23 protein-coding genes are annotated in these 25885 nt (G+C 75.5%); 13 read left to right on the top strand and 10 right to left on the bottom strand.

Annotated elements, in window-relative coordinates:
- Positions 1-6: 6 nt before the first annotated feature.
- Positions 7-636: a TetR/AcrR family transcriptional regulator gene (locus BLS82_RS11395; protein WP_092865839.1), complete on the bottom strand. Its 630-nt coding sequence runs from the start codon at positions 634-636 to the stop codon at positions 7-9.
- 124 nt (positions 637-760) lie between these two features.
- Between BLS82_RS11395 and BLS82_RS11400 the strand changes: the two genes are divergently transcribed.
- From BLS82_RS11400 to BLS82_RS11445, 10 genes are all read left to right on the top strand, one after another.
- Positions 761-1243: an ester cyclase gene (locus BLS82_RS11400; protein ID WP_176819061.1), complete on the top strand. Its 483-nt coding sequence runs from the start codon at positions 761-763 to the stop codon at positions 1241-1243.
- 105 nt (positions 1244-1348) lie between these two features.
- A complete protein-coding gene (locus tag BLS82_RS11405) occupies positions 1349-1816 on the top strand; it encodes a nuclear transport factor 2 family protein (protein WP_092865845.1) in 468 nt (155 codons plus the stop codon).
- Positions 1817-2007: 191 nt separating this feature from the next.
- Complete coding sequence (locus BLS82_RS11410; RefSeq protein WP_092865848.1) at positions 2008-3144, top strand: glycosyltransferase; 1137 nt, start codon at positions 2008-2010, stop codon at positions 3142-3144.
- A 164-nt stretch (positions 3145-3308) separates the two neighbouring features.
- Entirely contained in the window at positions 3309-4382 is a 1074-nt protein-coding gene (locus BLS82_RS11415) for a glycosyltransferase (RefSeq protein WP_176819062.1), read from the top strand.
- Between the two features lie 223 nt (positions 4383-4605).
- Positions 4606-6063: an O-antigen ligase family protein gene (locus tag BLS82_RS11420; protein ID WP_143028831.1), complete on the top strand. Its 1458-nt coding sequence runs from the start codon at positions 4606-4608 to the stop codon at positions 6061-6063.
- Positions 6054-7487, top strand: a complete 1434-nt coding sequence (locus BLS82_RS11425; protein WP_092865856.1) for a hypothetical protein — start codon at positions 6054-6056, stop codon at positions 7485-7487. Before BLS82_RS11420 ends, BLS82_RS11425 begins: the two co-directional genes overlap by 10 nt.
- Positions 7484-8683, top strand: a complete 1200-nt coding sequence (locus tag BLS82_RS11430) for a glycosyltransferase family 4 protein (RefSeq protein ID WP_092865859.1) — start codon at positions 7484-7486, stop codon at positions 8681-8683. The genes BLS82_RS11425 and BLS82_RS11430 overlap by 4 nt, the downstream gene beginning before the upstream one ends.
- Positions 8680-9720, top strand: coding sequence for a glycosyltransferase (locus tag BLS82_RS11435; RefSeq protein ID WP_176819063.1), 1041 nt, complete (start codon positions 8680-8682; stop codon positions 9718-9720). Before BLS82_RS11430 ends, BLS82_RS11435 begins: the two co-directional genes overlap by 4 nt.
- 145 nt (positions 9721-9865) lie before the next feature.
- Complete coding sequence (locus BLS82_RS11440; protein WP_176819064.1) at positions 9866-10699, top strand: phytanoyl-CoA dioxygenase family protein; 834 nt, start codon at positions 9866-9868, stop codon at positions 10697-10699.
- Between the two features lie 22 nt (positions 10700-10721).
- Entirely contained in the window at positions 10722-11846 is a 1125-nt protein-coding gene (locus BLS82_RS11445; RefSeq protein ID WP_176819065.1) for a glycosyltransferase family 4 protein, read from the top strand.
- A 15-nt stretch (positions 11847-11861) separates the two neighbouring features.
- On the opposite strand, the gene BLS82_RS15765 is transcribed toward BLS82_RS11445, so the two are convergent.
- Positions 11862-12797: a glycosyltransferase family 2 protein gene (locus BLS82_RS15765; RefSeq protein ID WP_176819066.1), complete on the bottom strand. Its 936-nt coding sequence runs from the start codon at positions 12795-12797 to the stop codon at positions 11862-11864.
- Entirely contained in the window at positions 12794-14329 is a 1536-nt protein-coding gene (locus BLS82_RS11455) for a lipopolysaccharide biosynthesis protein (protein ID WP_176819067.1), read from the bottom strand. The genes BLS82_RS15765 and BLS82_RS11455 overlap by 4 nt, the downstream gene beginning before the upstream one ends.
- Before the next feature lie 227 nt (positions 14330-14556).
- Between BLS82_RS11455 and BLS82_RS11460 the strand changes: the two genes are divergently transcribed.
- A complete protein-coding gene (locus BLS82_RS11460; protein ID WP_176819068.1) occupies positions 14557-17733 on the top strand; it encodes a malectin domain-containing carbohydrate-binding protein in 3177 nt (1058 codons plus the stop codon).
- A gap of 82 nt (positions 17734-17815) precedes the next feature.
- On the opposite strand, the gene BLS82_RS11465 is transcribed toward BLS82_RS11460, so the two are convergent.
- The 6 genes from BLS82_RS11465 to BLS82_RS11490 form a co-directional block, all read right to left on the bottom strand.
- Positions 17816-19192, bottom strand: a complete 1377-nt coding sequence (locus tag BLS82_RS11465) for a glycoside hydrolase family 26 protein (RefSeq protein ID WP_092865874.1) — start codon at positions 19190-19192, stop codon at positions 17816-17818.
- A 439-nt stretch (positions 19193-19631) separates the two neighbouring features.
- Positions 19632-20903: a hypothetical protein gene (locus BLS82_RS11470; protein WP_092865877.1), complete on the bottom strand. Its 1272-nt coding sequence runs from the start codon at positions 20901-20903 to the stop codon at positions 19632-19634.
- 10 nt (positions 20904-20913) lie between these two features.
- Positions 20914-21351, bottom strand: coding sequence for a phosphomannose isomerase type II C-terminal cupin domain (locus tag BLS82_RS11475; protein WP_092865880.1), 438 nt, complete (start codon positions 21349-21351; stop codon positions 20914-20916).
- Between the two features lie 183 nt (positions 21352-21534).
- Positions 21535-21729 (bottom strand): hypothetical protein, encoded by a 195-nt coding sequence (locus tag BLS82_RS11480; RefSeq protein ID WP_092865883.1) that lies wholly within the window; start codon positions 21727-21729, stop codon positions 21535-21537.
- A gap of 85 nt (positions 21730-21814) precedes the next feature.
- Positions 21815-22507, bottom strand: coding sequence for a Rossmann-fold NAD(P)-binding domain-containing protein (locus tag BLS82_RS11485; protein WP_092865886.1), 693 nt, complete (start codon positions 22505-22507; stop codon positions 21815-21817).
- Between the two features lie 8 nt (positions 22508-22515).
- Positions 22516-22803 (bottom strand): KR domain-containing protein, encoded by a 288-nt coding sequence (locus BLS82_RS11490; RefSeq protein WP_092865889.1) that lies wholly within the window; start codon positions 22801-22803, stop codon positions 22516-22518.
- Between the two features lie 54 nt (positions 22804-22857).
- Here BLS82_RS11490 and BLS82_RS11495 point away from each other — a divergent pair, with 54 nt between their 5' ends.
- Positions 22858-23439 carry a TetR/AcrR family transcriptional regulator gene (locus tag BLS82_RS11495; protein ID WP_092865892.1) on the top strand — a complete coding sequence of 194 codons (582 nt, stop codon included), beginning with the start codon at positions 22858-22860 and terminating at the stop codon, positions 23437-23439.
- A gap of 78 nt (positions 23440-23517) precedes the next feature.
- On the opposite strand, the gene BLS82_RS11500 is transcribed toward BLS82_RS11495, so the two are convergent.
- The gene (locus BLS82_RS11500; protein WP_092865895.1) at positions 23518-23958 is read right to left on the bottom strand and encodes a hypothetical protein; all 441 of its coding nucleotides are present in this window, start codon (positions 23956-23958) and stop codon (positions 23518-23520) included.
- A gap of 702 nt (positions 23959-24660) precedes the next feature.
- Between BLS82_RS11500 and BLS82_RS11505 the strand changes: the two genes are divergently transcribed.
- Complete coding sequence (locus BLS82_RS11505; protein ID WP_092865898.1) at positions 24661-25878, top strand: pyridoxal phosphate-dependent aminotransferase; 1218 nt, start codon at positions 24661-24663, stop codon at positions 25876-25878.
- Positions 25879-25885 lie beyond the last annotated feature (7 nt).

Raw genomic sequence — 25885 nt, forward strand, 5'->3', positions numbered from 1 at the left:
TGGTGCTCACCGGCGCCGCTGCAGGCCCTCGACGAGCTGGGTGACGATGGTGCGGGCGAAGAGGTCGGTCAGGGGCTGGTCGCGGCTGAGCAGGCGGTAGTACACCGCTCCGCCGAGCTGGTCGACGACGGCCTCGGCGTCGAGGTCCTCGCGCAGCTGCCCGCGGGCGCGGGCGCGGTCGAGGGCCTGCACGGCCAGCGCGCGGCGCGGGCCGGAGTACAGGGTGCGGAAGGCGGTGGCCAGGTCGGGGTCGGTCTGGGCCGCGCCGAGCAGCTCGGCGACGACCCTGCCGGCCGGGGTGGTGGTGAGCAGGTGCACCAGGGCCCGGATCTGGGCGGTGAGGTCGGCGGTGATGTCGCCGGTGTCGGGGAAGGCCAGGGTGGCCTCCACGGCGTGGAAGTAGCCGTCGAGGGCGAGCGCGCCCCGCGACGGCCACCACTTGTAGATCGTGGCCTTGCTGGTGGCGGACTCGGCGGCGACGCGCTCGATGGTGAACGCCCTCATGCCCTCGGTCAGCAGCAGGTGACCGGCCGCTGCGAGGACCTCGCGGCGGACCTGGGCCGCCGGGCGGCGAGCTCGCCGATGCGTGCGGGGAGCGCTGTCAGCCGGAGCGGTGTCGGCCGGGGGCTGGCTCATGGCGTCCTCCTCGCGGATGGGCCGGACCGGTCCATCCTCTCCTGTAGACGGGCCGTTCACACTGTGGTTCTGTATGAACGTACCGTTCACAACAGCGGCCGATCCGGCCGGGGGAGGACCACCGATGGAGCACGGCACCGGCACCAGCACCGGAGGGCGCGCTGAGGAGAACGTCGCGGTCGTCCGCGACCTGATCGCCCGGTTCTTCAACGGGCACGACACCTCCATCGCCAGCCGGTTCTTCACGCCCGACCTGCACTGGCACGGAGGCAGCGTCGGAGACGTCCGGGGCAGGGAGGACTACGCCGCGGTGATGGACCTGTTCTTCACCGCGCTGCCCGACGTGCAGGCCACCGAGCAGCAGCTGATCGCCGACGAGGACCAGGTCGCGGCCCGCTTCACGGTGACCGGGACCCACCGGGGCGCGCTGTGGGGCCTGGAGCCCAGCGGCGAGCGCGTGGAGTGGCTGGCGATCATGACCTACCGCTTCGTCGACGGGAGGATCGCCGAGCAGTGGGCGGCCGAGGACTGGGTGGCGATCCTGCGCGACGTCGGCGCGCTGACCCCGCCGTGGGTGCGGACCGGGATCGGGGAGCCGGCCCGATGAGCCCGAAGGCAGCGGCCGGGACGCCCTACCGTCCGGTGGTGTCCTGAGCGACGATCCTGGACGATCCTGGACGAGCCTGGACGACGAGCCCGAGGAGCCGCTGCCGTGTCCGACCGCCCGCCGCTGCCGCCGTTCACCGCGGCGACCGCCCAGCAGAAGGCCCGCGCGGCCGAGGACGCCTGGAACAGCCGCGACCCCGAGCGGGTGGCGCTGGCGTACACGGAGGACACGGTGTGGCGCAACCGCGCGGAGTTCCTCACCGGCCGGGCGCAGGTCGTGGAGTTCCTGCGCCGCAAGTGGGCGCGCGAGCTGGACTACCGGCTGGTCAAGGAGGTGTGGGCCCACGGCGACGACCGGATCGCCGTGCGCTTCGCCTACGAGTGGCACGACGACAGCGGCACCTGGTTCCGCAGCCACGGCAACGAGAACTGGGAGTTCGACGAGCACGGGCTGATGCGCCGGCGCCTGGCGAGCATCAACGACCAGCCCGTGGCCGAGGCGGAGCGCAAGCTCCGCTGGCCGCTGGGCCGGCGTCCCGAGGACCACCCGGGCCTGAGCGAGCTGGGGCTGTAGCCGGCGCCCGGGCCGAAGACCCGAGCCGGCCGGAGGCGCGGCGGTGAGACCTGGTCGACGCGCAGTGACGAGGCGCCCGCGCTGTGCCGTACGGTGGCGCGCGTGATCCGGGCCCTGCCCCGACCGGGGGCCCGCGGGCCCGGCAGGGACGACCGAGGCGCGCGACCGGACGTCCTGGGGGTGGTGCGGGCGTGATCTTCGTGACCAAGTTCGACCCCTTCACCTCCAGCAGCGGCGGCGCCTCCCGCACCCGGGCCGTGCTCGGCGCCTACGCGGCGCGGGGCGCGGTGCCCTCGCGCCTGGTGGCGCTGGAGAGGTTCTCCCGGGACCGCCTGCGCAGCGACGTCCCCGTCGAGCGGCACCGCCAGGACGCGTGGGACCTGCTCCTGGGCCTGGCGCGGTCGCGGTCGGCGACCACCGCGCGGTACTACTCGCGCCGGCTGGCCTCGGCGCTGGCCGACCTGCCCGACGACGTCCCGCTGCACGTGGACTACTCCCACATGCTGGTCAACGTCCCGGCGCGCTCGCGGGCGCGGGCGGTCGTGGACTGCCACAACGTCGAGAGCGAGCTCGTCGCGCAGGCCGCCCAGCAGGCGCGGCCCGGCTGGCGGCGAGCGCTGCTCGCCCTCGAGGCCCACCTGCTGCGCGCCTTCGAGCGGCGCGCCCTGGGGCGGGCGCGGGTGCTGCTGTGCTGCTCGGCGGAGGACCGCGAGCGCCTGGCGGCCTGGGCGCGGGACGTGCGGGTCTTCCGCAACGGCGCCGAGCGGATGGCCGTGGCCAAGCGGCCGGAGACCAGGGCGCTGTTCGTCGGCACCGTGGCGTGGGGCCCCAACCGCCGCGGGCTGGTGTGGTTCCTGCGCGAGGTCTGGCCGCTGGTGGTGCGGCAGCTGCCCGGCGCGGCCCTCGACGTCGTCGGGGCCGACCCCTCGGCCGACGTGCGCGCCGCCGCCGCGAGCACGTCCGGGGTGGTCCTGCACGGCTTCGTCCCGAGCCTGGAGCCGCTGTACGAGACCGCGGCGGTGTCCGTGGCCCCCCTGCTCGAGGGCAGCGGCTCCCGGCTGAAGATCCTCGAGAGCGTGGCCGCGGCGACGCCGGTGGTCAGCACGCCCCGGGGGGCCGAGGGCATCGACGCGGACGGCGTGACCGTCGTCGAGGGGGCCGAGCCCTTCGCGTCGGCGGTCGTCGCGGCCCTGCGGGAGCCGGTGGTGCTCTCCCCGGACGTCGTGACCTCCGTCTCCTGGGACCGTGACGCACCGGTGTTCGACGACCTCGCCGCGCCCCGCGCGCGCGGCGGGGACGAACCGGACGAACCGGACAGGCCCGACTAGGACGGCGCGCCGACTTCCCCTACTCTCTGGTGCGTGCCTATCACGTCAAGTGATCGACATGTCCCGTGACGGTCCAGACTCGAGCGCCCGCAGGGCAGCCCGTGTCGCGCAGCGCGCGAGCCGGCTCCCGTCGACCCCGGTCCCGTCGGGCGCTCACCGGGCTGGTGCTGGGAGGCGCGGCGCACGCCGCCGGGCTCGTGCTGCCCGCCGTGTTCCCGCTGGCCCACGCCCGCACCGAGCACGGGCCGTCGTGCGGACCCGTCCAGACGATCGACGTCGTCATCGCGGCCTACCTGGAGTCCACCGTGATCGGCGCGGCGGTGCGCAGGCTGCGCAGGGACCTGGCGCGGTACGGCGGCGGGCGGGTGGTCGTCGTCGCCAGCGACCGGGCGACGTTCGACGCGGCCCACGAGGCTGACGTGCGCCTCCTGCAGCCGCGCAGCGGCAAGGCCTCGGCGATCAACGCCGGGGTCGAGACGTGCTCGGCCGACGTCGTCGTCCTCACCGACGCCAACTGCGAGATCAGGCCCGAGAACTGGCCCGACCTCGTGCGGGAGGCCCTGTGCCGGGGGGTGGGGCTCCTGAGCGCGAACAAGACCGAGGAGGCCGGGGAGGGCCTCTACTGGCGCTACGAGCGGACGGTCAAGCAGCTGGCGTCGCACCGCACCGGCTGCCTGGCGGTCGTCGGGGAGTTCCTGGCGCTGCGCCGCCGGGACTTCCGCCGGATCCCCACCACGGCCGTGAACGACGACCTGTGGCTGGCGATCGACGTGGGAGCGCGGGGAGGGCGGGTCGAGACCCATCCCGCGATCGTCACCACGGAGCCGGCGGCCCCGCCGGAGGAGCAGTGGGGCCGCCGCACGCGGATCATGGCCGGGCAGCTGGAGCTCATGCGGCAGCAGCGGGGCCAGCTGCTCAGGACCGCCGCGGGCCGCCACCTGCTGGTGCACAAGTGGTACCGCAGCACCGTCGGCGCCGGTGCCTTCTGGGTCGCGACAGCAGCGGCGACGGCGCTGCTGCCGGCTCCCCTGCGGCTCCCGGTGCTCGGCTCCCTGGCGTCGGCGGTGCGCGACTACCGCGCGGGCACCCGGCGGTCGAGGTTCCTGCCCTCCAGCGCGGTCTCCTACGCGGGCATGCAGGCGGTGCCGCTCGAGGTGGCCCGGCAGCGGGTCCTGCGCGGGCTCAGGCGGGTGCCGGAGCCGGCGCAGCACCACCTGTGGCGCAAGGTCACCCGCTGACCGGGCAGCTGCCCGGGCCGGCGGGCTCCTCGTTCCCGTTCCGGTGCCACCCGCGTTACCGTGCGTGTCTGGCCCGTACCGCGGGACCTGTCGGTCTCACGCCGGGAGCGCCGGCCGAGCGCCGGCCGAGCGCCGCACGGCGCCGCGGGCGGGCACCCGGTGGTCGCGGCCTCCCGGGGGCCGGTCGAGCGAGGCGACGTGACGTGACGGAGGAGCGATGCCGGTGGTGGCGGTGGCTGCGCTCGGCGTCGCCGCCGTCGCCGTGGCCTTCTGGGCCCTGCTCACCGCGGAGCGGACCGGTCGCCGGGAGGTGACCCTCCTGGTCGTCCTCGGCCTCGTGGTGCTCGACACGCTCCTGTACCCGTCCTACGGGACGACGTCGGGGCTCCTGCAGCCGTCCCTGGGCGGGTCCTCGTTCGACCTCGCGACCTGCGTGGCGGTGCTGGCGCTGGGCGCCAGGGCCCTCGCGCCCAGCGCCCGCACCGCCGCGCCGCGCCGGATCGGCCCGTCGGAGGTGCTGTGGGCGGCCTTCCTGACGTGGACGGCGGCAGCGGGGGTGCGCGGCGCGCTGGCGGGGCACGACCTGAGGTCGGTGCTCTACGAGGGGACCGTGGTGCTCCACGTCGGCCTGGTCGCCGTCCTGGCGGCCGGGACGCCGCTGCACCGCCTGGCCGGCCCGCTGGCGCGCGCGGCGGCGGTGCTGGCGCCCGTGGCCCTGCTCCTCGGCGGTCTGGACGCGGCGGGGCTGGCGATCGACGTGGACCTGCCGCTGCTGCCCGGGGCGACCGTCAGGGAGCTGGGCCCGGACGCCGTCACGGTCCTCGCGGCGGTCGGTGCGCTCGCCGCGGCCGTGACGCTGACGAAGCCGGACCACCGGGTCCCGGGGCTCCTCAGCGCCCTGGTGCTGCTCGCCTCCCCGCTGCTCCTGGAGCAGCGCGCCGCCTGGCTCAGCGCGCTGACGATGCTGGCGGTGCTCGGGCTCGTCGCCGTCCTGCCGTCGGCGTCCCCCGCCGCGGCCCTGCGGGCGCGGGGAGGGGAGACCCTGACCGCGGTCGCCGTGCTGGGCGCCCTCCTGGCCGGTGCGCTCGTGTGGAGGGTCGCCGGCGGCCGGGGGTTCGACGTCACCGCCCGCATCGCCGAGACGCTCGGCAGCACGGCCAAGCAGCAGTCCGCGGCCTCGCGCACCAACCAGTGGGACCAGGCCCTGGCGGTGGCGGCCGAGCACCCGCTGCTCGGCTCGGGGCTGGGGACGACGTACCAGTACTTCGAGGAGGGGCCGCGGCAGCTGGTGAGCTCGGACATCACCCACAACATCCTCCTCGACGTGCTCCTGCGCTCCGGGGCCGTCGGCGTGGTGCTGCTGCTCCTGGCCGTCCTCGCCGGCGCGGTCGCGGGGGCGAGGACGCTGCGCTCCGCGGCGGCCACCCCGGCGAGGGCGATCGCGGCGGGGGCCACCGCGGTCCTCCTGGGGCTGCTCGCCAAGGGCATGGTCGAGTCGATCTTCGAGAAGCACCGCCTGGCCGTCGTCCTCGGCGTCGCCGTCGGCCTCGTGCACGCCGCGTGGTCGCAGGCGAGGACGCACCGCCACCCCGGCGCGCAGCCGGGACCCGCGGGCCTCGACGCCGGCCGGGACGCGACGCCCCTGACGACCGCGAGCTCGAGGAGCGCAGCGTGGAGCTGAAGCAGATCGGACGCGCCCTGCGCCGCCAGGGCGCCGTCGCCCTGGCGGCCTTCGCCGTCGTCGTCCTCGCCATGGCGCTGGCCGCGGTGACGACGAGCGCCCGGTACACCTCCGCCACCACGCTGTACGTGCAGCCCACGTCGGCCGAGGGCGCGACCGGGTCGGTCGCCGCGGTGCAGTTCCTCATGCCGGCGCTGGAGGAACTCGTCACGTCGGCGCCGACGCGCGAGCAGGTGGCAGCGGCGGTGCCGCAGGTCGCGCAGCAGGCGGACTGGACGGTGGACGGGAGCGCCGACCCCGGCACGGGCCTGCTGCGCATCGAGGTGGTCTCCACCGACCGGGACGTCCCGCTGCCCGTCGCCGACGCCTACACCACCGTGGTGCAGGGCTACGCGCAGTCGGTGTCCACCCCCGTGCTGGTCTCGGTCATCGACCCTCCGGGCGCGCCGACCAGCGACACCCGGATCCGCGTGGCGAGCCTGCTCGTCTCCGGGGTCGTGCTCGGCCTGATCGCCGCGGTGCTCGTCGGCCTGCTCGTCGACCGCCTGCGCACCCCGCGCCGCCTCGCCGACACCATCCGCGACCGCCTGGGCGTGCCGGTGCTCGGGGAGGTCCCCCGCGTGCCGCGGCGCGCCGCGGACGCGAGCCCCCGGGTGGTCTTCGAGCGCGACGACCAGCCGGTCGTCGACGCGTTCATGCAGCTGCGGACGAACCTCGAGATCCAGATGGACCGCACGCAGGTGCGCAGCCTGGCGGTGACCGCCGGCGCGCAGACGGAGGAGCGGGTCGTGATCACGGCCAACCTCGCCTGGAGCCTCGCCTCGGCCGGTCGCACGGTCCTCCTCGTCGAGGCCGACCTGCGCGGCGGCGTGCTGGGCGCGGTGATGGCGCCCTCGGTCGCCCCCACCCGCCCCGACGGCCCCGCCGCCGCCCTTCCCCAGGCGGAGCGGACGACCCTCGAGGCGCTGTCCTTCCTCCCCGCGGACGGCCTGCGCCGCACGGCGGTCGACAGCACGGGCACCGCCTCGTCGAGGATGCACCCCTCCGAGGTGGTCACCACGGGCCTGCCCGCCCTGGTCGCCTCCTCCCGGGCGGACGGACCCCTGCTGGTCGTCGACTCCCCGCCGATCGGGTGGTCGGGGGAGGGCAACTACGTCGCCGCCAAGGTCGACGCGGTGCTCCTCATCGCCGACGGACGCCGCTCCGGCGCCGACGAGCAGGTCTCCCGCATGGTCGACCAGGTGCACGACGCCGGAGGCTCCGTGATCGGGGTGGTGCTCAGCAACGCCCGTCCGCCGCGGCGCGACGAGCGCAGGAAGCAGCGCCTGGTGCGGGCGCGCCACGCGGAGGAGGGCGGGCGCGAACCCCTCCCGCGTCGCGAGCGGCACCGCGAGCTGCAGCCGCAGCGCCCTCCCGCCTCGTGAGCCCTCCCGACCGCGGCGCGGACGCCGCCCCGCGCGGCGCCGGGTCCGCTCCGGAGCTGACCGTCGCCTCGCTGAGCACCCAGTGCTGGGGCGCCGAGGAGAGCCTGCTCACCCTGCTCCGCCACGCTCCCGTGCGGGCGCGGGTCGTGGCGCCCGAGGGGGAGCTGCTCGAGCGCGCGCGCAGCCAGGGGCACGAGGTCCTCGTCCTGGACGACCCCGTCGTCCTGCGCCTGGGCGAGATCGGCGTCGGGGTCGGGGCGCCGCAGGTCCCGCCGCTGCTGGCACGGGCGGCCGCGCGCCTGGCGCGACGACCGATCTGGAACGGCGGCACCGTCGTCAGCTTCAGCATGTGGCTGCACCCGCCGCTCGCCGCGGCGGGCCGGCTGCGGCGCCGCCCCGTCGCCCTGGACCTGCACGACGGGCCGTTCAGCAGGGCGGGGGCGGCGCTGCAGGCCCAGGCCGCCTTCCTCGCCACCCGCAGCGTCGCGGTGAGCCGGACCGCGCTCGGGCACGTGCGGCGCTGGCCGCAGCGGCGCACGACGGTCGTCCCCCGACCGGTCGAGCTCCCCGGCGACCTCCCGGCGCCGCACCGGGGCCCGCCCGGCGAGGACGCGCCCGCAGCGGGGCTGCGCGCCGTCCTCGTCGGCCGCCTCGACCCCGAGAAGCGGGTCGAGGTGGCCCTGGAGGCCCAGCGCAGGGCCCTGGCCGCCGGCACCAGGATCGACCTGGACGTCGTCGGGGCACCCCTGCGCGGCAGCGGCGACCTGGAGGACCTGCGGCGGGCCTGGCCCGACGCGCGCTTCCACGGGCGCCAGCAGCACGGCGCGACCCTGCGCCTGGTCGCGGCCGCCGACGTGCTGGTCAGCACCGCCACCGGGGAGGCGTTCGGGCGCACGGTCGTCGAGGCGGCCCTGCTCGGCGTGCCGTCCGTCGTCATGGGCGGCGGGCCCGCCGACCTCGTCGCGGACGGGCGGACGGGCTTCCTCACCCGCGGGGACGACGCGGCGGCCCTGGCCGAGCGGTTCCTCGTCCTCGCCGGCCAGCGCGAGCGCGTGCGAGAGGTCGGGGCGAGCGCGAGGACCGAGCTCGGCCGGCTCTGCGACCCGGGCCGGGTGGCGCGGCGCTGGACGGCGGCCGTGGCCGGAGCGCCCGCAGGAGCCGGGGGCCGGGCCGGCGAGGGGAGCGCGCAGCCGTGATCGAGGTCGTCGTCGCCAACGAGTACGACCTGCGGGACAACGTCGAGCGGTTCCGGGCGGGTCGGTACGCGCGGCACCTGCTCTTCGGCGTCCAGCGGCTGCAGCCGCCGGGCTTCCGCGCGCGCCTGGTGGGGGAGTCCCTGCCCGGCGTCCTCAACCGGCGCCCGATCCGCTTCCTCGTCACGAACGTCCGCGCGGCCTGGGCCGGTCAGCGGGCCGACGTCGTGTACTCGACCTTCACCTACGGCGCCGTCCTCGCCGGCCTGGTCCGCACGGTCACCCGCCGTCCCCGCCGGGTGGTCACGGTGCTGCACGGGCTGCCGCGGCTGCTGGCCCGGCACCCGCGCCTGTTCCGGCTGCTCTACGGCGGTCACGACGCGCTGGCGTTCCTCAGCCCCACCGACCTGGACGCCGTGCGCGCCCACCTCCCGGCGCGCCAGCAGGCGACCTGGGTGCCGTGGGGGCCCAGCCAGGCGTGGGCCGAGGCGGTGGGCGCCCGCTCGGGCGCGGCCTCCGGCGGCGCGCCGTTCGCCCTGGCCGTCGGGCGCAGCAAGCGGGACTGGGACACCCTGCGGCGAGCGCACGAGCACGGCGGCTTCCCGCTCGTCGTCGTGGCCGGCGCGGACTGCCCGCTGCAGGACGGGCCGCGCCTGGCGGTCCACAAGCCCGCTGCCGGTCAGCGCGAGGCCCTCCCGCTGGCCGACCTCACGGCGCTCTACCGCGAGGCCTCGGTCGTCGTCCTCCCGCTGGTGGAGGACACGAGCCTGAACGGCCTGACCGCGCTCGGGGAGGCGCTGGCCAGCCGCAGCACGGTGGTGATGACGAGGACGCCCGCCATGCGGGGCGTCGCGGCCCAGCACGGCCAGTGGGTGGTCCTGGTCCCGCCGCAGGACCCCGCGGCGCTGGCCGGCGCCGTCGCCCGAGCCCTGGCCGCGGGCCCTCCCGACGCGGAGCTGGCGCTGCCCACCGCCGAGCGGTTCGAGGCGGTGGTCCTCGGGCTGATCAGGGGTCCCGAAGACGGTCCGCGCACGCCCTGACGACCACGCGAAGTGACTTTCGGAAATACAAAGTCAACGCAGAGTGACTATCTCGACGATGTCGGACACCTGCGCCCGTCGGCGGCATTCTCGCCGTCGGCTGACTCGGCTACCCTCTGTTCACCGACGGCAGCGGGAGGTGCACGTGGTCCGCCAGCAGGTCGCCCAGTACCTCAAGCGGGAGAACCCGCTGACGTGGCGGTGGGTCTTCAACGCCGGTCCCACCCTCGAGCACGCGAAGGACCCCGCGCCCCTGTCCCCCGCGGGGGCCCGGGCGGTGGAGGAGCTGCGCGCGAACGGCGCCGCGATGACCACCGTGCGCGACCTCATGGGCTCCGACGAGTGCTTCCAGCGGATCCTCGACCAGGCCGACCGGCTGATCGCCGACGGCGCCGAGCGCATCGCCGAGCGCCGGGCCCGGATGGTCAGCGGGGACCACGAGGCGAAGGTCAAGCCCTTCGTCGTGGAGCTCCTGCGCGAGCGGCCCCAGCCGCCGGCGCAGAACGCCGTGCTGGCCCTGGCGTCGGCCCCGGCGTTCAAGGGGGTGGCCGAGCACTACCTGCGGATGCGCCTGGCCGTGCGCGACACCGACATCTGGCTGAACCTGCGCACGGACGGCGAGGCCGCGTACTCCCAGCGCTGGCACCGCGACATGCCGCAGGACCACCGCATCGTCAAGGCGTTCGTCTTCCTGCGCGACGTCACCCCGGGCAACGGCCCGACCCAGGTCGTCCTGGGCACCCACCGCGCCCAGGGGCGCCGCCTGGACGTGGGCACCACGGAGTTCGACGGGTTCGGGCACCGGATCCCGGACGAGGAGGTCGACACCCGCCTCGCCGGGTGGGAGCGCTTCGTCGCCACGGGCACGGCGGGCTCGGTGCTCTTCGCGGACACCCGCAGCATCCACCGCGGCGGCCTCGCCTCCACCGACGACCGGCTGCTCGCCCAGGTCCAGTACGCCACCCGGTCGTGGGGCTGACCGCCGGGTGCGCGTCCTCGTCGTGGCGGATGAGCTGCAGCCGCACGGCGGCGCCGAGCGCAGCCAGGTCGACGTCGCCGAGGGGCTCGCGCGCCGCGGCCACGCCATCGACCTCGTCCACCGGGGCGACGGCCCCTTCCGCCGGCGCTACGAGCGCTTCGCCACCTCGATCACGCGGGTGGGCGCGGTGCAGGGAGACGGCTCGCGCCGCACGGACGCGCAGCTGCTGGCGGCCGCCGTCCGCTGCGCCCCGACCGCGGGCCGGGTCGACTGCGTCTACGTCAACAGCGCGCGGGTGACCTTCTTCGGGGCCCTGCTCGCCGCCCCGCGGCGCAGGGCGCTCGTGTGCCACCTGCGCCTGCCCCAGCCGCCCGCGCGGTCGGTGAAGAACCGCCTCGGCATGGCGGCCGTGACCCGCTTCGTCGCGGTCTCGGAGCACACCCGCGACGTCCACGTCGCCGACGGCGTCGACCCGGGGGTCGTCGACGTCGTCCACAACGGCATCGACACGGCGACCTTCCGGCCCGCCGAGCCGGCCGAGCGCGCCGCTGCCCGTGCCGCCCTGGGCCTGTCGGCGTCCGCGTTCGCGGTGCTCTACGCGGGCCGCCTGGACCCCGCCAAGGGACCGGACGTGCTCCTGCGCGCGTGGCGGGACGGCCACGGGATGCCCCCGGAGCGGACCCTGCTGGTCGCGGGGGCGCCCCGGGAGCACGGCGGCGAGCAGGCCGACGCCTACGTGCGGAGCCTGCGCGAGCTGGCGTCCGGGACCGACGTGCGGTGGCTGGGGCGGCGCGACGACCTGGCACCGCTGCTCGCCGCCGCGGACGCCGTCGCGGTGCCCAGCGTGTTCGAGGAGCCCTTCGGCCGGGTCGTGGTCGAGGGCATGTCGTCCGGGCTGCCCGTGGTGGCGAGCGCGACGGGAGGGATCCCGGAGATCCTCTCCGGCTTCCCCGACCTGCTGGTGCCCCCCGGGGATCCGCGGGCCCTGGCCGGGGCGCTGGCGCGGACCGCGTCGTGGCGCGGCACCGACCCGGAGCTGGGGCGGCGGCTGCGCCGGCACGTGCAGGCCTCCTTCTCGCTGGCGGCGACCGTGGCGGGGGTGGAGCGGGCGCTGGTGCGCGCGGTCGGCGCACGGCGCGGCGCCTGAGCGCGCGCGACGGGGTCACCCGCCGTGGACGACCCGGTAGTCGTCGTAGCCCGCGCCGAACAGGCCCGCCACCAGGCCGACGCCGACCGCGACGCGCTGGCCGCGCTGGACCCGCCGGGCCCTGGTGCGGGCGAGCGGGAGCGCCAGCAGGCCCGACACGGCGGTCAGCGCGCCGTTGGCGGCGCGCCGCGCGTAGCGCAGCGGGGAGCCGCCGAGCATCCGCAGGGACGCGCTGCGGGTGAGCCCGTAGCGGTAGTGCCGCGCGAGCAGCCACCGCACCGAGATCCGGGACGCCGGCACCTCCTCGTGCACCACGGCGTCGTCGGCCCACACGATCCGGTGCCCGCGCAGGCGCGCCGCGCGGAAGAAGTGCGTGTCCTCTCCGCCCTGGCTGCCGGTGTGCTCGAAGCGCAGGCCCTCCTGCGTCAGGAGGCGGCCGTCGACGAGCACGTTGCTCGTCCTCGCGTACTCCAGCTCCGTGCCCGTGGGGTAGCGCGGGCGCTCGAAGAACCCTCCCTCCAGCACCCAGGCCGGTGGGGGCGCGGCGAACCACGGCTCCACGGTGCCCGTGACCACCGACGCCCCGGTGGCGCGCCAGACCTCCACCAGCCGGCGCAGCCAGTGCGGTTCCGGCCACTCGTCGTCGTCGACGAAGACGAGGGCGTCCACGTCGCCCGCCGCCGCGATCGCGGCGTTGCGCGCGGCGGGGATCCCCGGCGCCGGCTCGTGCGCGTAGCGCAGGGGCAGCGGGAAGCCGGCGCGGCGGGCCTCGACGACGTCCCGCCCGGAGCCGGCGGGGTCGTTGTCGACGATGGTCACGAACACGTCCGCTGCGGGCACCGGCTCGAGCCCGCCCAGCGCGTCGAGCAGCCGCGCCAGGCCCACCGGGCGCGACCTGGTGCAGGCGCACACCGCCAGGCGCAGCGGGTGCTGCGGGCCCGCTGCGCTCACGCCGGCACCCGCCGGCGCAGCATCTGGACGCCGACGTCGAGGGCCGAGCGGTACGTGCGCGGCCAGGCGAGCCGGATCACCAGCGCGTACCCGGCCAGCGCCACTCCCGTGGCGGCGAGCAGGGCCACGGCGTCGGGCACGGCCGCGGAGCCGAGCTGCAGCGACGCGTGCGCTGCCCACCACAGCGCCACCGCGACGCACGACCCGAGGGTCGGGGGGACGAGCGCGGCCAGGTAGGTGCGCACCGGCATCGCGACGGTGTGGTGCAGGACCGACCACGCGTTCGGCACCCAGGTGAGGTACTGCACGACCGGGATGGAGACGGCGACGCCGACCATGCCGCCGACGTGCAGCCCGACGAAGAACCCGACGAACTGCAGGCCCACGGTGATCACCGACCACCGCAGCACCAGTGCGCCGTGGGCCCGGGCGGTGGCCAGCGGCCCCAGCAGCATGCGCACGACCATGGGCACCCCCGCGATCGCCATGGCCTGCAGCGGCGCGGCGGCCGGCGCCCACGCGGGCCCGAAGGCCACGGCGATCCCCGCGTCCGCGCCGATCACGAGCAGCCCGAAGGCGGGGAAGGTGACCAGGGCCACCAGCTGCGTGGCCGTGCGGAACCACGAGGCGCTGCGGGCGTCGTCGTCCTGCAGGCGGGCGAAGAGGGGCAGCGCCACCCCGTTCACGACGGACCCGACCATCTGGATCGGCAGCCGCAGCAGCCGGTAGGCCAGGGCGTAGAACGCCAGCTCGGTGGCGTTCAGGACGCGCCCGATGATGATGTTGTCCGCGTTGTTGCCGAGGTAGACCAGGAAGTTCGAGGCCATCATCTGGGCGCTGAAGGACCACATCGAGCGCAGGCTCCGCCACGACGCCAGCCAGCTCGTCGCCCGGAACATGAGCATCAGGGCGGTCACGACGACCAGGTCGTTGACGATGGTCTGCACCACCAGGGCCCAGTACTGCGCGCCCGCGAGCGCGGCGGCGATGCCCGCGACGCCCCCGGCGAGCACCGCGGCGCCCTGCACCACGGCGTGGGCGCGGAACCTGAGGTGGCGCCGGATCAGGGCCTGCGGGACCAGCGTGAGGCCCCGGATGAACAGCGTGACCGACAGGACGCGCAGGACCGCGGTCAGCTCCGGCGTGTCGAAGAAGTCGGCGGCCAGCGGAGCGGCGGCGATGGTGACGGCGGTGAGGAGGGTGCCCATGGCGACGTTCAGCCAGGCCACGCTGCCGACGTCGCGCGGGCCCAGGTCCCTGCGCTGGATCAGCGCCAGGCCGAAGCCCTGGTCGAGGACGACGACCGCGAAGGTGATGTAGAGCGTCGCCAGGGCCACGATGCCGAAGTTCTCCGGCCCCAGGAGGCGGGCCAGGGCGAACGTGAAGACGAGGCGCCCGACCAGGGAGGCCAGCGTGGCGACGAAGTTCCACTTCACGCTGTCGATGGCCGAGCCGCGCAGGTCCTCGCCGGTGCCCGGCGGCGCGACCGTCCCCCCGGCCGCGTCCGCAGGGCCGCGCCGGGGCTCTGGCATGGCGGCGAGCATACAGAGAGTGACGTCCCTGGAACGGGGTCGGCGCGGGCGGGGCCCTGCACGGCCCCCGAGGTCGATGAGCCGAGCGTCACGGGCGCTCGACGCTGCGCTATCGCCCACCTACGATCCGACGGCAGCGCGCCGCACGGCGCGCGATGTCGACGGGAGCTGGTGTGGACGCACGGGTGCTCGACCCCACGACGGGGCCTGCAGCAGGCGGGGACCGGGTGCGCGCAGCCCGGCTGCTCTGGGCGGTGGTGCTGGCGTGCGCCCTCGTCCTCGGCGGCGGGGTCACCGCCGCGCCGGCCCGCGCGGCCGACGCCGGAGGGCGGGTCTCGCAGGCCAGCGCCGACGGGCTGCCGTTCCCCGACCGGCTGGTGATGAACCGGATCCAGACCCCGCAGGACGGCACGTCGCCGCGCCCGGACGGGACCTGCTGCATCCCCGCCAACGTCACCAAGGAGACCGCCACCGCGCGGATCACCAACACGGGCACCGGGCCCCTGACCATCACGGCGGCGTCCGTCACCGCCGGCTTCACCCTGGTCTCGCCCACCGCCTACCCCGTGGTGGTCGCCCCCGGCGCGTCCTCGGACGTCGTCGTGAGGTTCGTCGCGACCGGACCGACCCTGCAGACCAACGGCACCCTGAGCGTGACCACCGACGACCCCACGCGGCCGACGACGACCTACCAGCTGGCCGGCCGCTGGCAGCAGTTCTCCGAGGGCGGCGACGAGCCCAACGCCTTCAACCTCGTCAGCCTCTTCGGCTACACCACGAAGCTGACCACCGGCAGCCAGTCGCTGGACACCCACGGCGCCGTCAGCGCCCTCGGGCAGGAGGTGCTCAGCCCGTACTGGGTCCGCGCGGACCGCTCCTCCCCGGTCACCGTGCGCCAGCTCGCGGCGTTCCACACCCAAGGCAGCCCCGCGGCGGTCTACTGGCACGCCAAGGGGTCGACGACCTCGAACTACATCACCGCGTCCGCCGGCGTGGAGGCCCAGACCGTCCTGCCCCGCACCACCTCGGGGGCTCCCGCCCAGGGCAGCTTCACCACCGACAGCGCGTTCGGGTTCCGCAACGAGGCGGAGTGGAGCGACGACGCGAAGAACGACGCCTCGCCCGACATCGCCCAGGGCTGCAGCGGCGCGTGCGGCCACCACGTGCGCTTCTACCCGGCGCACGACCGCTCGGGCCACCTGATGGCGAACACGTGGCTGATGCTCGTGGACTCCCGCGGCATCAACTTCGACTACCAGGACAACGTCTACCTGATCACGAACGCGCGGCCGGAGACGGCGCCCGACCCGTCGACCGCGGCCGTGCTCCCCGGCGCGCCGTCGACCTCGCTGGGCTTCGCCGAGCCGGTCGCGGGCACCCTCGCCGACGCCTCGGGCAGCGGGACCGGCTTCCCGCTGGTGCAGGCCAACAAGCTCGACACCACCGCCGGGAGCGCCTCCTACCGCCCGGCCCAGCTGCAGCTGGGCGACGGCGCGCTGCGGGTGACCACCACGGGCACCTCGACCACCGGGTCGAACGAGGGCGCCGACAACACGGGCGTCAACGTCCTCGAGACGCCCTTCGACGCCAGCGCCGAGCCGTTCACCGTCACCGCGCGCCTGGTCGGCCCCTTCCCCGAGGTCTCCGCCGGGTCCGCCGCCACGGGGGTGCACTTCGGGCGCGGCCAGGACGACTTCGTCCGCCTGGCCGTCACCAACGTCGCGGGCGTGCCGAAGGTGCGCCTGTACGCGGAGTCCGGCGGCGCCGCCACCGTGGTCTCCACCGGAGCGACGCTGAGCTCGTCGGTGACCGCCGTCGACCTCCTCCTCGTCGTCAACCCCCGCACCGGGGTGGTCACGGCCTGGTACCGCCCCACCACCTCGGGCACCGCCGGCGCCCTCACGAAGCTCTCCAACTCCTGGGTCATCCCCAGCGCCGTGCGGGGCGTCTTCCTGTCGGGCCACGCGCGCGCCGGGATCCTCGCCCAGAGCAGGGGGACGTCGCCGTTCACGGCGTCCTACGACTCCTTCGCCATCGCCCCGGGAGACCTGAGCGCCCCCGAGCCGCCGGCGATCGCCCGCATCGACGTCGGCAGCACGAAGGCCTCCACCGACGCGCTCGGGCGCACGTGGTCACCGGACACGGGGCTGTTCAGCCCGTCGACCGCCGTGGCCGAGGGGGCGAGCACCACCCCTGCGGCCATCGCGAACACCGAGGACGACGCCCTCTACGCCACCTACCGGGGCAACGTCGGCTCCGTGGCGCAGGCGCAGCGCTCGATCGCCTTCTCCATCCCCACCGGCGCCGTCAGCCCGGTGACCCTGCGCCTGCACTTCGCCGAGCGCTCCGCCGGCAACGCCGCGGCGGGCAGGCGCGTCTTCTCCGTGGCGGCGGAGGGCACCACCTACGACAGCGCCCTCGACCTGTACGCCGCGGCCGGCGGGGTGAACACCGCGATCACCCTCACCATCCCCGCGGTGACCGTCTCCGACGGCAGGGTCGACCTCGTCCTGAAGGCCGCCCGCGACCACCCCGCGGTCTCGGCCATCGAGGTCCTCGGCGGCACGGGAGCCGACACGACCGCCCCGGGCGCTCCCTCGGGGGTGGCCGCCGCGGCGGCGGACGGGCCGTCGGTGGCGGTGTCCTGGGCGAAGAGCCCCGAGCCGGACGTCGTGGGGTACCGGGTCCACCGCGCGGCGTCGTCCCCGGTGGCCGCGTCGGGCACGCCGGTGTCCGGGACGTCGCTGGTGACGGGCACGACGTTCACCGACTCCTCGGTCTCGGCCGGCTCCTCCTACGCCTACGCGGTGGTGGCGGTGGACGCCTCGGGCAACGCGAGCCCCGTCAGCTCCTCGGTGCAGGTGTCGGTGCCGGCGGCACCGACGGCACCGTCGGGGCCGGTCACGAGGGTGAACTTCCAGGACGCCGCCACGCCGGTGCCCTCGGGGTACCTGCGCGACTCCGGCGAGCCGTACGGGCAGCGCACGGGCGCCGACCAGGGCGAGGGGAGCGCCTACGGCTGGGTGGCGATGGGGACCTCGACGCCGGTGGACAACTCGGCCAACGGGCGCGCGAGGACCACCGGGACGGCGACGAGCGACGTGCGGCTGAACACCTACCTGCACATGCAGAAGTCGCCTCCCGGCAACGCCTCGTGGGAGCTGGCGGTGCCCGAGGGCACCTACGAGGTGACGGTGGTGGTCGGTGACGCCGGCACGCCGCTGGACAGCACCCACCAGGTCACGGTCGAGGGCTCGGTGGCCGTCGGCGCGTTCAGGCCGACGAGCGCGGTCAAGCACGCCACGGGCGCGGTGAGGGTGGCGGTGACGGACGGGCGCCTGACCCTCAGCCCGGTCGGCGGCATCAACACCAAGATCGACTACGTGGAGGTGGCTCCGGTCTGAGGCGGGCGGCCCGCGGCCACACGGACGCCGAGGGGCGGGACCCGGTCCGGGTCCCGCCCCTCGGCGTCGGTGCGGCGCAGCGTCAGCGCAGGAAGGTGGCGGTGGCGACCCTGTCGCCGGAGGCCGTGTGGAACAGGGCGGTGATGGTGTGCTTGCCGCTCGCCAGGGTCGAGGCGTCGAAGGCCTTGGCGTTGGTCGCCGTGCCTCCGCCCACCAGGTCCCACGGGGCGGCGGTGTCCGTCGTCATCGGCGCCCTGGACCTCGTCGGGTCGTCCAGGTAGAAGTCCACGCTCGTGGTGGCGAACCCGGGGTCGGCGAAGACGTAGACCTTGGACGTGATGCCCATCCAGTTCAGCGGCTTCGCGTTCGTGCGCGTGGAGGACCAGCTCACCTTGAGCACGGACGGGTCGACGGCCACGGGAACCGCCCGGTTCGGCGCGGGGGCGGCGTCCGCGGACGACACCGCGGCCGGCCCGAAGGCCCCCTGGTAGGCGGTGCGGGCCGTGGGGAAGCTGCCCTCGGTGATGGAGTGCTGCTCGCAGGCGCTGGTGCGGTAGTCGAAGTAGGACTCGTAGTAGTAGTCGTGGGAGGCGACCCACGCCGCCACCTGCTGGATGTAGTGCGGGTCGTCCTTGCCCCCGTGCCCGTCGCACCGGTCCGACAGGCCCCACTCCGCGAGGCTGTTCTGCTTGCCGTGGGCCTTCGCGAAGTCGACGCTCCACTGGAGGCCGCCCTTGATGGTGACGATCTCCTTCCAGCGCTCGACGTGCTGGGTCGAGGAGTACTTCCAGCTCTGGTCGTAGACGCTCATGCCGATGAGGTCGACGTACTCGTCGCCGGGGTAGGCGCGGGTCTTGTCGAAGCCGGCCGTGCCCTCGCCGATGTTGGGGGCCCACTCGAACGTGAACGAGGCGCCGGGGACCGAGCGCATGGTGGTGACCACCTGGCGCCAGTAGGCGACGAAGGCGGCGGGGTCCTTGACCGCCGACCAGCGGAACCACGTCCCGTTCATCTCCCAGCCCAGGCGGATGACGGAGTCTCCGAGCCCGCGGTCGACGAGGGTCTGGGACAGGGTCTTGAAGTGGGCGTTGTAGTCCCCGGCGGCGCCGGCCTGGATGGTGCCGCCGGTCTTGGGCAGCATCGGCACCGACCAGGCGATCTGGTACGGGGTGAGCTTCCAGCGGTCGGCGGCCCAGGTCGGCTTGGCGATGGAGGTCCAGGTGCTGGCGTCGACGAACTCGGTGACGACACCGACGTCCCTGCCGCGCCAGGCGCCGAACGCCTTGATGCCGGTGACGTCCCCGGCGCCGCTGTAGGCGCCGGAGAGGGCCGAGGAGGCGGCTTCCGCGGGCGGGGTGGCGCTGGTCAGGACGGGCCCGCCCAGCAGCGCCGCCGTGAGGGCGGCCACCACGGCGGCCCTCAGGCGCGTGCGCGTCGTCGAGTTCTTCGGGTGGGTCACGGAGGGGCTCCCTGGAGTGCGTGACTGTCAGGACGTGGCGGTGCCGGGGTCGTGCTGGGGCCGTGCTGGGGCCGTGCTGGGGTCGTGCTGGGGTCGTGCTCCCGGGGCGCTCCCGCGCTCGGGCGACCGGTGGTCGCTGGGCGGTCTCGGCGCTCCGGGACCGCGGCATCGGCGGGCGCGCCCGCTCCCTCGAGCGGGCGCGCGGCCGTCCGGGTGAGGACGGGTCGATGTCCTCATCCGGATGGCGGACCGTCCGCCCGGCCCTCGCCGCTGCACCCACCACGGGCAGCGGCGACGTGTCGGCCGTCGACGTCGAGCGGGCCCGGGCGGCGTGTCGGAGCTGCGTCGCGCAGGACGATAACCCGCCGAACACCCGTGGCGATGTGAAACGCACCACCCTGGAGCGGGTCGCGCGTGCGCCGGGCGGGTCAGGACGCCGTCAGGCGCTGCCCCACCGCAGCGACCGGTACGCCGAGGCCGCGCGGGGGAAGAGGGCGTTCTCCTCGCGGTTGCGCTGCGCCGCGCCGCCGAAGCCCGTGAGCAGGCAGGCGGCGCTGCGCTCGTTGTAGTTGAACTGGCAGTCGTACACGTCGGTGCCGGCGGCGGCCATCGCCGCCAGGCGCGCGTTCAGGAGGGGGAAGAAGTGGGGGTTGTCGCCGCCGCCGCGCTGCGGCGACGCCTCGACGAAGTCGAAGGAGCTGTCGTACGAGCCGTACCTGAACACGCCGTGCTCCGGGACGCAGAAGCCCTTCCTCTCCCGCCGTGCGCGCTCCTCCCAGTACCGCACGCCGAACGCGCCCTCGTAGCGGGCCCTCCAGCTCTCCAGCCAGTCCTCGACGCCGTCGGCCGGGTACCGCCCGGTGAAGTCGACGTCGTAGTGGTCGATCCCGTAGCGGTCGACGCACTCCTCGGCCGGGACCATCAGCTCCGGGTCCGGTCCGGTGCCGTCCCAGCCGCTGATGGGGTTGTGGCAGGTCGAGATGCGGGAGTCCACGGACTTCAGGGCGTCCGCGGCGCTGTTCCACTGCGCGACGTACTGGGCGCACCCCTCCTCGGGGTTCCCGGCCGAGTACGCGGGGTTCTGGCCCGTGGGGTCCCCGTTCAGGGCCCAGGGGACGGAGGAGCTCGAGTTCATCTCCCACCCGAGGCACACGTCGACGCTGCCGGCGAGCCCGACGTCCACGAGCGCCTTCGCCAGGCGGGTGAAGTGGTGGGCGTACTGCCCCCGACGGCCCCCCGCGAGGGTGGCGAGCGAGCGGTCCGCCGGGAACAGCGGCACGGCGAGCGAGACGACCGTGCGCGGGTCGTCCTCGACGTACCGCGTGAGGTTGACGAGCGTGGTGTGCACCCCGGCGGAGCCCGTGGCGCGGATGCCGTCCCAGCCCAGGTCCGAGGGCAGGAACTCGCGGACGGCCGTCAGCCGGGTCGCGGGGTTGCCGGAGGCGCGCCACTGCTGGGCGCGCTGGTAGTCGTCGTAGCGGTCCGGGGAGGTGTTCGCGCCGCGGTAGAAGCCCGAGCGCCACAGGCCCGGCCCGCCGTCCCGGACGCCCTGGGCGTCCTGGGCGTCGCCCGCGCTGTCCGGGATGCCGCTGGCCCAGGGGTCGGAGCTCGCGGGCAGCGACGCGCAGACCACCGCTCCCAGGCCGAGCCAGGCGGCCCAGCGCAGGAGCTCGGCCCTGCTGGGGCCCGCACCCGCGCCCCGCTCGGGCACGGCCGTGCGCTCAGCGGTGGGACGACCCCACGGGGGTCCGCGCGTAGTCGTCGTCGAGCCGGACGATGTCGTCCTCGTCGAACGCTCCCCGGGCCACCTCGAGGATCCGGCCCGTGCGGGCGCCGGAGTTGCCCAGGCGGTGGTTCGTGCCGGCCGGGACGTGCACCGTCTCACCCGCCTGGGCGGACCAGGACCGCTCGCCCACCTGCACGTCGAGCGGGACGTCGAGGACCCGCCACGTCTCCGCGCGGTGGTCGTGGCGCTGGAGGCTGAGGCGGCAGCCGGGCTGGACCGTGATGATCTTCACGGTGACCGGCTCGTTGAGGCAGAACTGCTCGAAGGCCCCCCACGGGCGCTGCTCCACGAGGACGTCGTGGACGGGGGTGTCGGCGGGGGTGCGGATGTCACAGGTCGACGCGGGGGTCGAGCTGGTCTCCGGCGGCGTCATGCAGAGCTCCTACGGGGCGGTGCCGAGCGGGGTCCTTGGAAGGATGGACGACACCCACGACGGGCACAACCCCCTGTAGCTTGATCAGTTACGCTGAGTGAGATTCACAGGTTCGGAAGCCCGTCCCGTCGTGTGGTCCCGCCGCAGCGGCGGGGCCGGGCGACCAGCCCCGCCGCGCGGTGGTCACTCGGTCGGCGGTGCCAGCGCCGTGCGGCGCGTGCCCTCGGGCCCGGTGTCCCCGGAGACCACGGGCGGGGCCTCGTCGCGGTCCAGCTCCAGGCCGGCGATCGGGTTGCCGGTGTCCGTGCCCTCCCCGGCGGACGTGACCTCCTCGGCGGCCACGTCGGCTGACGGCCGGTCCAGCGATTCCTGGGACATCCGTTCCCTCCTCTCGCGGCCCGCGCGGCGCGGGCCCCGACCAGTCAAGCAGCGCACCGGCGCCGCCGACACCGCACCCGACCGCTCAGCAGGCGTCGTCCCCCACCGGTCCGCCGGCCCGGGGCGGCTCGCCGCTCCCGGCCGGGAGGTGGGGCTCGACGAGCTGCTCGAGGACCTCCCACAGCCGCTGCTCGCGCCCGGCGTCGCAGGACTCCGCCGACGAGCGCCCCACCCGCCCGAGCTCGACGTACCCGCCGTCCAGGTCCGGGTGCGCCGCTCCCGCGGCGAGGGCGGTCAGGTGGTGGGCGGAGCGCCGGGGTGTGGTCCACCCGGGCAGGGGGGTCAGGGCGGGCAGGAGGTGGTTCCAGGTCCACAGCAGGGCGCCGCGCTGACCGCGCGCGAGCCCGGTGCCGGGCATCAGGCCGGGGTCGTAGGCGTTGACCCGCATCCGCCCACCGACGCGGGCCGCCCAGGCGTGCACCAGGTGGACCCCGGCGAGCTTGCTGGTGGCGTAGGCCCGGGCGCCGGCGCTGCGCTCGTCGGGGGCGTCGTCGGGATCGGGGCGCGCCAGCAGCGCCGGGTCCTCCCAGCGCGGGCGCGGGATCCAGCCGTAGGAGCGCCCGGGGCGGTGGGTGCCGCTGGAGACCAGGACGGCGTGCGCGCCCGGTGCGGTCGCGGCCAGGGTCGAGCGCAGCAGCAGGTGCTGGGCGACGACGTTGACGGCGAAGGTCAGCTCCAGGCCCTGAGCGCTGGTGCGGCGGCGGTCGGTCGTCTGCACGGCGGCGTTCAGCAGCAGCGCGGTGAGGGGGCCCCGGTGCGCTCGGCCAGGTCGCTGACCCGCCGCCCGGCGCGGGCGACGGCGTCGAGGTCGGCGAGGTCGGCCTCGACGACGGACACGGCGCGGGCGCCGGCGTCGCTCGCGCGGCGCGCGGCGTCCCGCATCGCGGCGGCGGAGCGGCCGAGGAGGACGAGGTGCTCGGGCCGGCGGCGGGCAAGGGGCTCGAGCAGAGCGCGCCCGAGGCCGCCGGTGGGGCCGGTGAGGAGGACCGTCCCTGTGATGTCAGTGGCTGTCATGAAATGAGCATGGTTGATGTCAGCCGCTGACACAAGAGCGGCTATCCTGGCGCCGTGGGTCGGTGGACGACGGGGGCCCGGCAGCGCCTGCAGGCCGCCGCGCTGGAGCTGTTCGCCGAGCGGGGGTACGCCGCCACGACGGTCGCCGCGGTGGCCGCGCGCGCGGGGCTGACCGAGCGGACCTTCTTCCGCCACTTCCCGGACAAGCGCGAGGTGCTCTTCGCCGACGACCAGGCCCTGGTCGAGGGACTGCTCGCGGCGGTGCGCGACGCCCCGGACCCCACGGACGCCTGGGACGCGGCCCGGCGGGCGCTCGCCGCGATGGCGCGCGAGCTGGAGCCCCGCCGCGAGGAGCTGCGCCGGCGGGCCCGCGTCATCGCCGCCGACCCCGACCTGGTCGAGCGCGACGTCGTCAAGCACGACCGCGTGGTCACCGCCCTGGCGCGCGCGATGCAGGAGCACGGCGCCGACCCCGCCCGGGCCGCGCTGGCCGCCGCGGTCGCCGGCGCGGTCTTCCGGGTCGCCTACCAGGACTGGCTGGCCGCGCCCGGCGAGGACCCCGCGGCAGGCGGCCTCGCCGCGCACCTCGAGCGCACCGCCGACGACCTGGGGCGCTCGCTGTCCCCGCCTCGCTGACCCCCGGACCGCACCCCCGGCACCTGCACCCCCGGCTCCTGCGCTGCCAGCAGGCGCGCCGGGCCTCGCCGCGATCCCTCACCCCGCGCCGGGGAGCCCGAGCGCCAGCAGGACGGCGCAGGCGGCGTCCGCGGTCGCGGCGGCGACCCGCACCGAGTCCCACGCCAGCAGGCGGCGGTGCGCCGCCGCATCCCAGCCGCGCCCGAGCACGCGGTGCTGCGGCACGGCCCCGAGGGCGGTGACGACCAGGACCAGAGCGGTCGCCCCCGCGCACGCCCACGCCGCCGGCGAGCCCGGCCGGGCGGCGACGAGCACGGCGGCGGTGGTGACCTGCGCGGCGAACAGGGGCCCCACCAGGCGGCCGGTGCGGCGCGCGTGGCTGGCCTCGAGGGCGGGGAAGCCGGACGGGTGCGCGCGCCCGGCCGCGCCCAGCTGGGGGTAGACGACGACCCGCACCGTCCACTGGAACCCGGCGTACGCGCAGGCGGTGACCAGGTGCGCGAGCGCGGCGGGGTCCACGCTGCCAGTGTGAGCAGCCGCCGTCGGCCGCTCGCACCGCCGGCCGGCCGGGCCGGTGGCCCGAGACGAGCGAGTCCCGAGGAGGTGGTGTGCGTGCAGGACCGCAGACGCTGGTGCTGTTGCTGGCCGCCACGGGGCTGGCAGTCGTGTGCCTGGTCAGCGTCTACGTGATCGGCCCTTCGCAGACGGTCCACCCCGACATCCTCCGCATCTACGCCTCCACGGCTCCTAGCCAGCAGGCCTCGCTCGTCGCAGTGGGCGGGCTGTGGTCAGCGTTCGCGGGTCTCGCGACGGTCATCGGCATGCGTTTGATCCGAAACGTGCACGCGGCCGAACCCGTCAGCGGGCACGCACTCGCTGTGAAGCGGTACCTCGTCGTCCTCGCCGGCGTCCTGGGTGCCGTGGCGACCAGCGCAGCTGTGCTGAGCTTCCCGGTCGGGCTGGGCGTCTACAGCCAGGCCCAGCGGCTGGGGATCGCCCCCCTGCAGGCGTCGATGAGCTCGATCGAGAGCAGCATCTTCACCGGCGGTCTGGTCCTGCTGGGGGCCGCTGCCATCGGACTGAGCTCCTACGGGCTGCCCGGCCGACCTCGGCGCGGGCGTGAGCCCCAGGCAGGCGCCACCGTCCCTCCGGACGGTCCCGGCAGCTGCCGTGGCCGTCCAACGCCTGTGCGGTCACCGTCCGTGGGGCACCATGGAGGGCGTGCAGGTGACGCAGTCCAGCAAGCTCGCCGACGTCCTCTACGACATCCGCGGGCCGGTGCTGCAGCACGCCCAGCGCCTGGAGGCCGAGGGCCACCACGTGCTCAAGCTCAACACGGGCAACCCGGCGCCGTTCGGCTTCGAGGCGCCCGAGGAGCTGCTGGTCGACATGATCCGCACGCTCCCCTCGGCGCACGGCTACGGCGACTCCAAGGGCCTGCTCTCGGCGCGGCGCTCGATCGTGCAGTACCACGAGTCCAAGGGCCTGCAGGGCGTGGACGTCGAGGACGTGTGGGTGGGCAACGGCGTCTCCGAGCTCATCACGATGTCGCTGCAGGCCCTGCTGGACGACGGCGACGAGGTGCTCGTGCCCGCGCCGGACTACCCGCTGTGGACGGCGGCGACCCGGCTGTCCGGCGGCACGCCGGTGCACTACCTGTGCGACGAGCAGGCCGACTGGTGGCCGGACCTCGACGACATCGCCGCGAAGATCACCGACCGCACGCGCGCGATCGTGGTGATCAACCCGAACAACCCCACGGGGGCGGTGTACTCGCGGGAGGTGCTCGAGGGCCTCGTCGAGCTGGCCCGCCGGCACGGCCTGATCGTCTTCTCCGACGAGATCTACGACAAGATCCTCTACGACGGCGCCGAGCACGTCTCGACCGCCTCCCTGGCGCCCGACGTCCTGTGCCTGACCTTCAACGGGCTGTCCAAGGCCTACCGGGTCGCGGGCTTCCGGTCGGGCTGGATGGTCGTGTCCGGGCCCACCCAGCACGCGCAGAGCTACATCGAGGGCCTGACGCTGCTGGCGAGCATGCGCCTGTGCGCGAACATGCCCGCCCAGCACGCCATCCAGGCCGCGCTCGGCGGCCACCAGAGCATCGACGACCTCGTGCTGCCCGGCGGCCGGCTGCTGGAGCAGCGCGACCGCACCTGGGAGCTGCTCAACGCCATCCCGGGCGTCTCGTGCGTGAAGCCGCGCGGGGCCCTGTACTGCTTCCCGCGGCTCGACCCGGCCGTGCACCCGGTCGAGGACGACCAGCAGCTCGTGCTCGACCTGCTCCTGGCCGAGCGGATCCTCGTGGTGCAGGGCACGGGCTTCAACTGGCCCCGCCCGGACCACTTTCGCATCGTCACGCTGCCGTGGGTCGAGGACCTCGAGCGCGCCGTGACCCGGATCGGGGCCTTCCTGGAGCGCCGCCGCGCGACGGCCTGAGGAGCCG

Origin of the sequence: Quadrisphaera sp. DSM 44207 (genome assembly GCF_900101335.1) — a bacterium.
Taxonomy (GTDB): domain Bacteria; phylum Actinomycetota; class Actinomycetes; order Actinomycetales; family Quadrisphaeraceae; genus DSM-44207.

Excerpts from the sequence above, each read along its gene's own strand:
- BLS82_RS11480 (WP_092865883.1), bottom strand. The coding sequence starts at position 21,729 with ATGTCCCAGGAATCGCTGGACCGGCCGTCAGCCGACGTGGCCGCCGAG.
- BLS82_RS11400 (WP_176819061.1), top strand. The coding sequence starts at position 761 with ATGGAGCACGGCACCGGCACCAGCACCGGAGGGCGCGCTGAGGAGAAC.
- BLS82_RS11490 (WP_092865889.1), bottom strand. The coding sequence starts at position 22,803 with ATGACAGCCACTGACATCACAGGGACGGTCCTCCTCACCGGCCCCACC.
- BLS82_RS11475 (WP_092865880.1), bottom strand. The coding sequence starts at position 21,351 with ATGACGCCGCCGGAGACCAGCTCGACCCCCGCGTCGACCTGTGACATC.
- BLS82_RS11395 (WP_092865839.1), bottom strand. The coding sequence starts at position 636 with ATGAGCCAGCCCCCGGCCGACACCGCTCCGGCTGACAGCGCTCCCCGC.
- BLS82_RS11455 (WP_176819067.1), bottom strand. The coding sequence starts at position 14,329 with ATGCCAGAGCCCCGGCGCGGCCCTGCGGACGCGGCCGGGGGGACGGTC.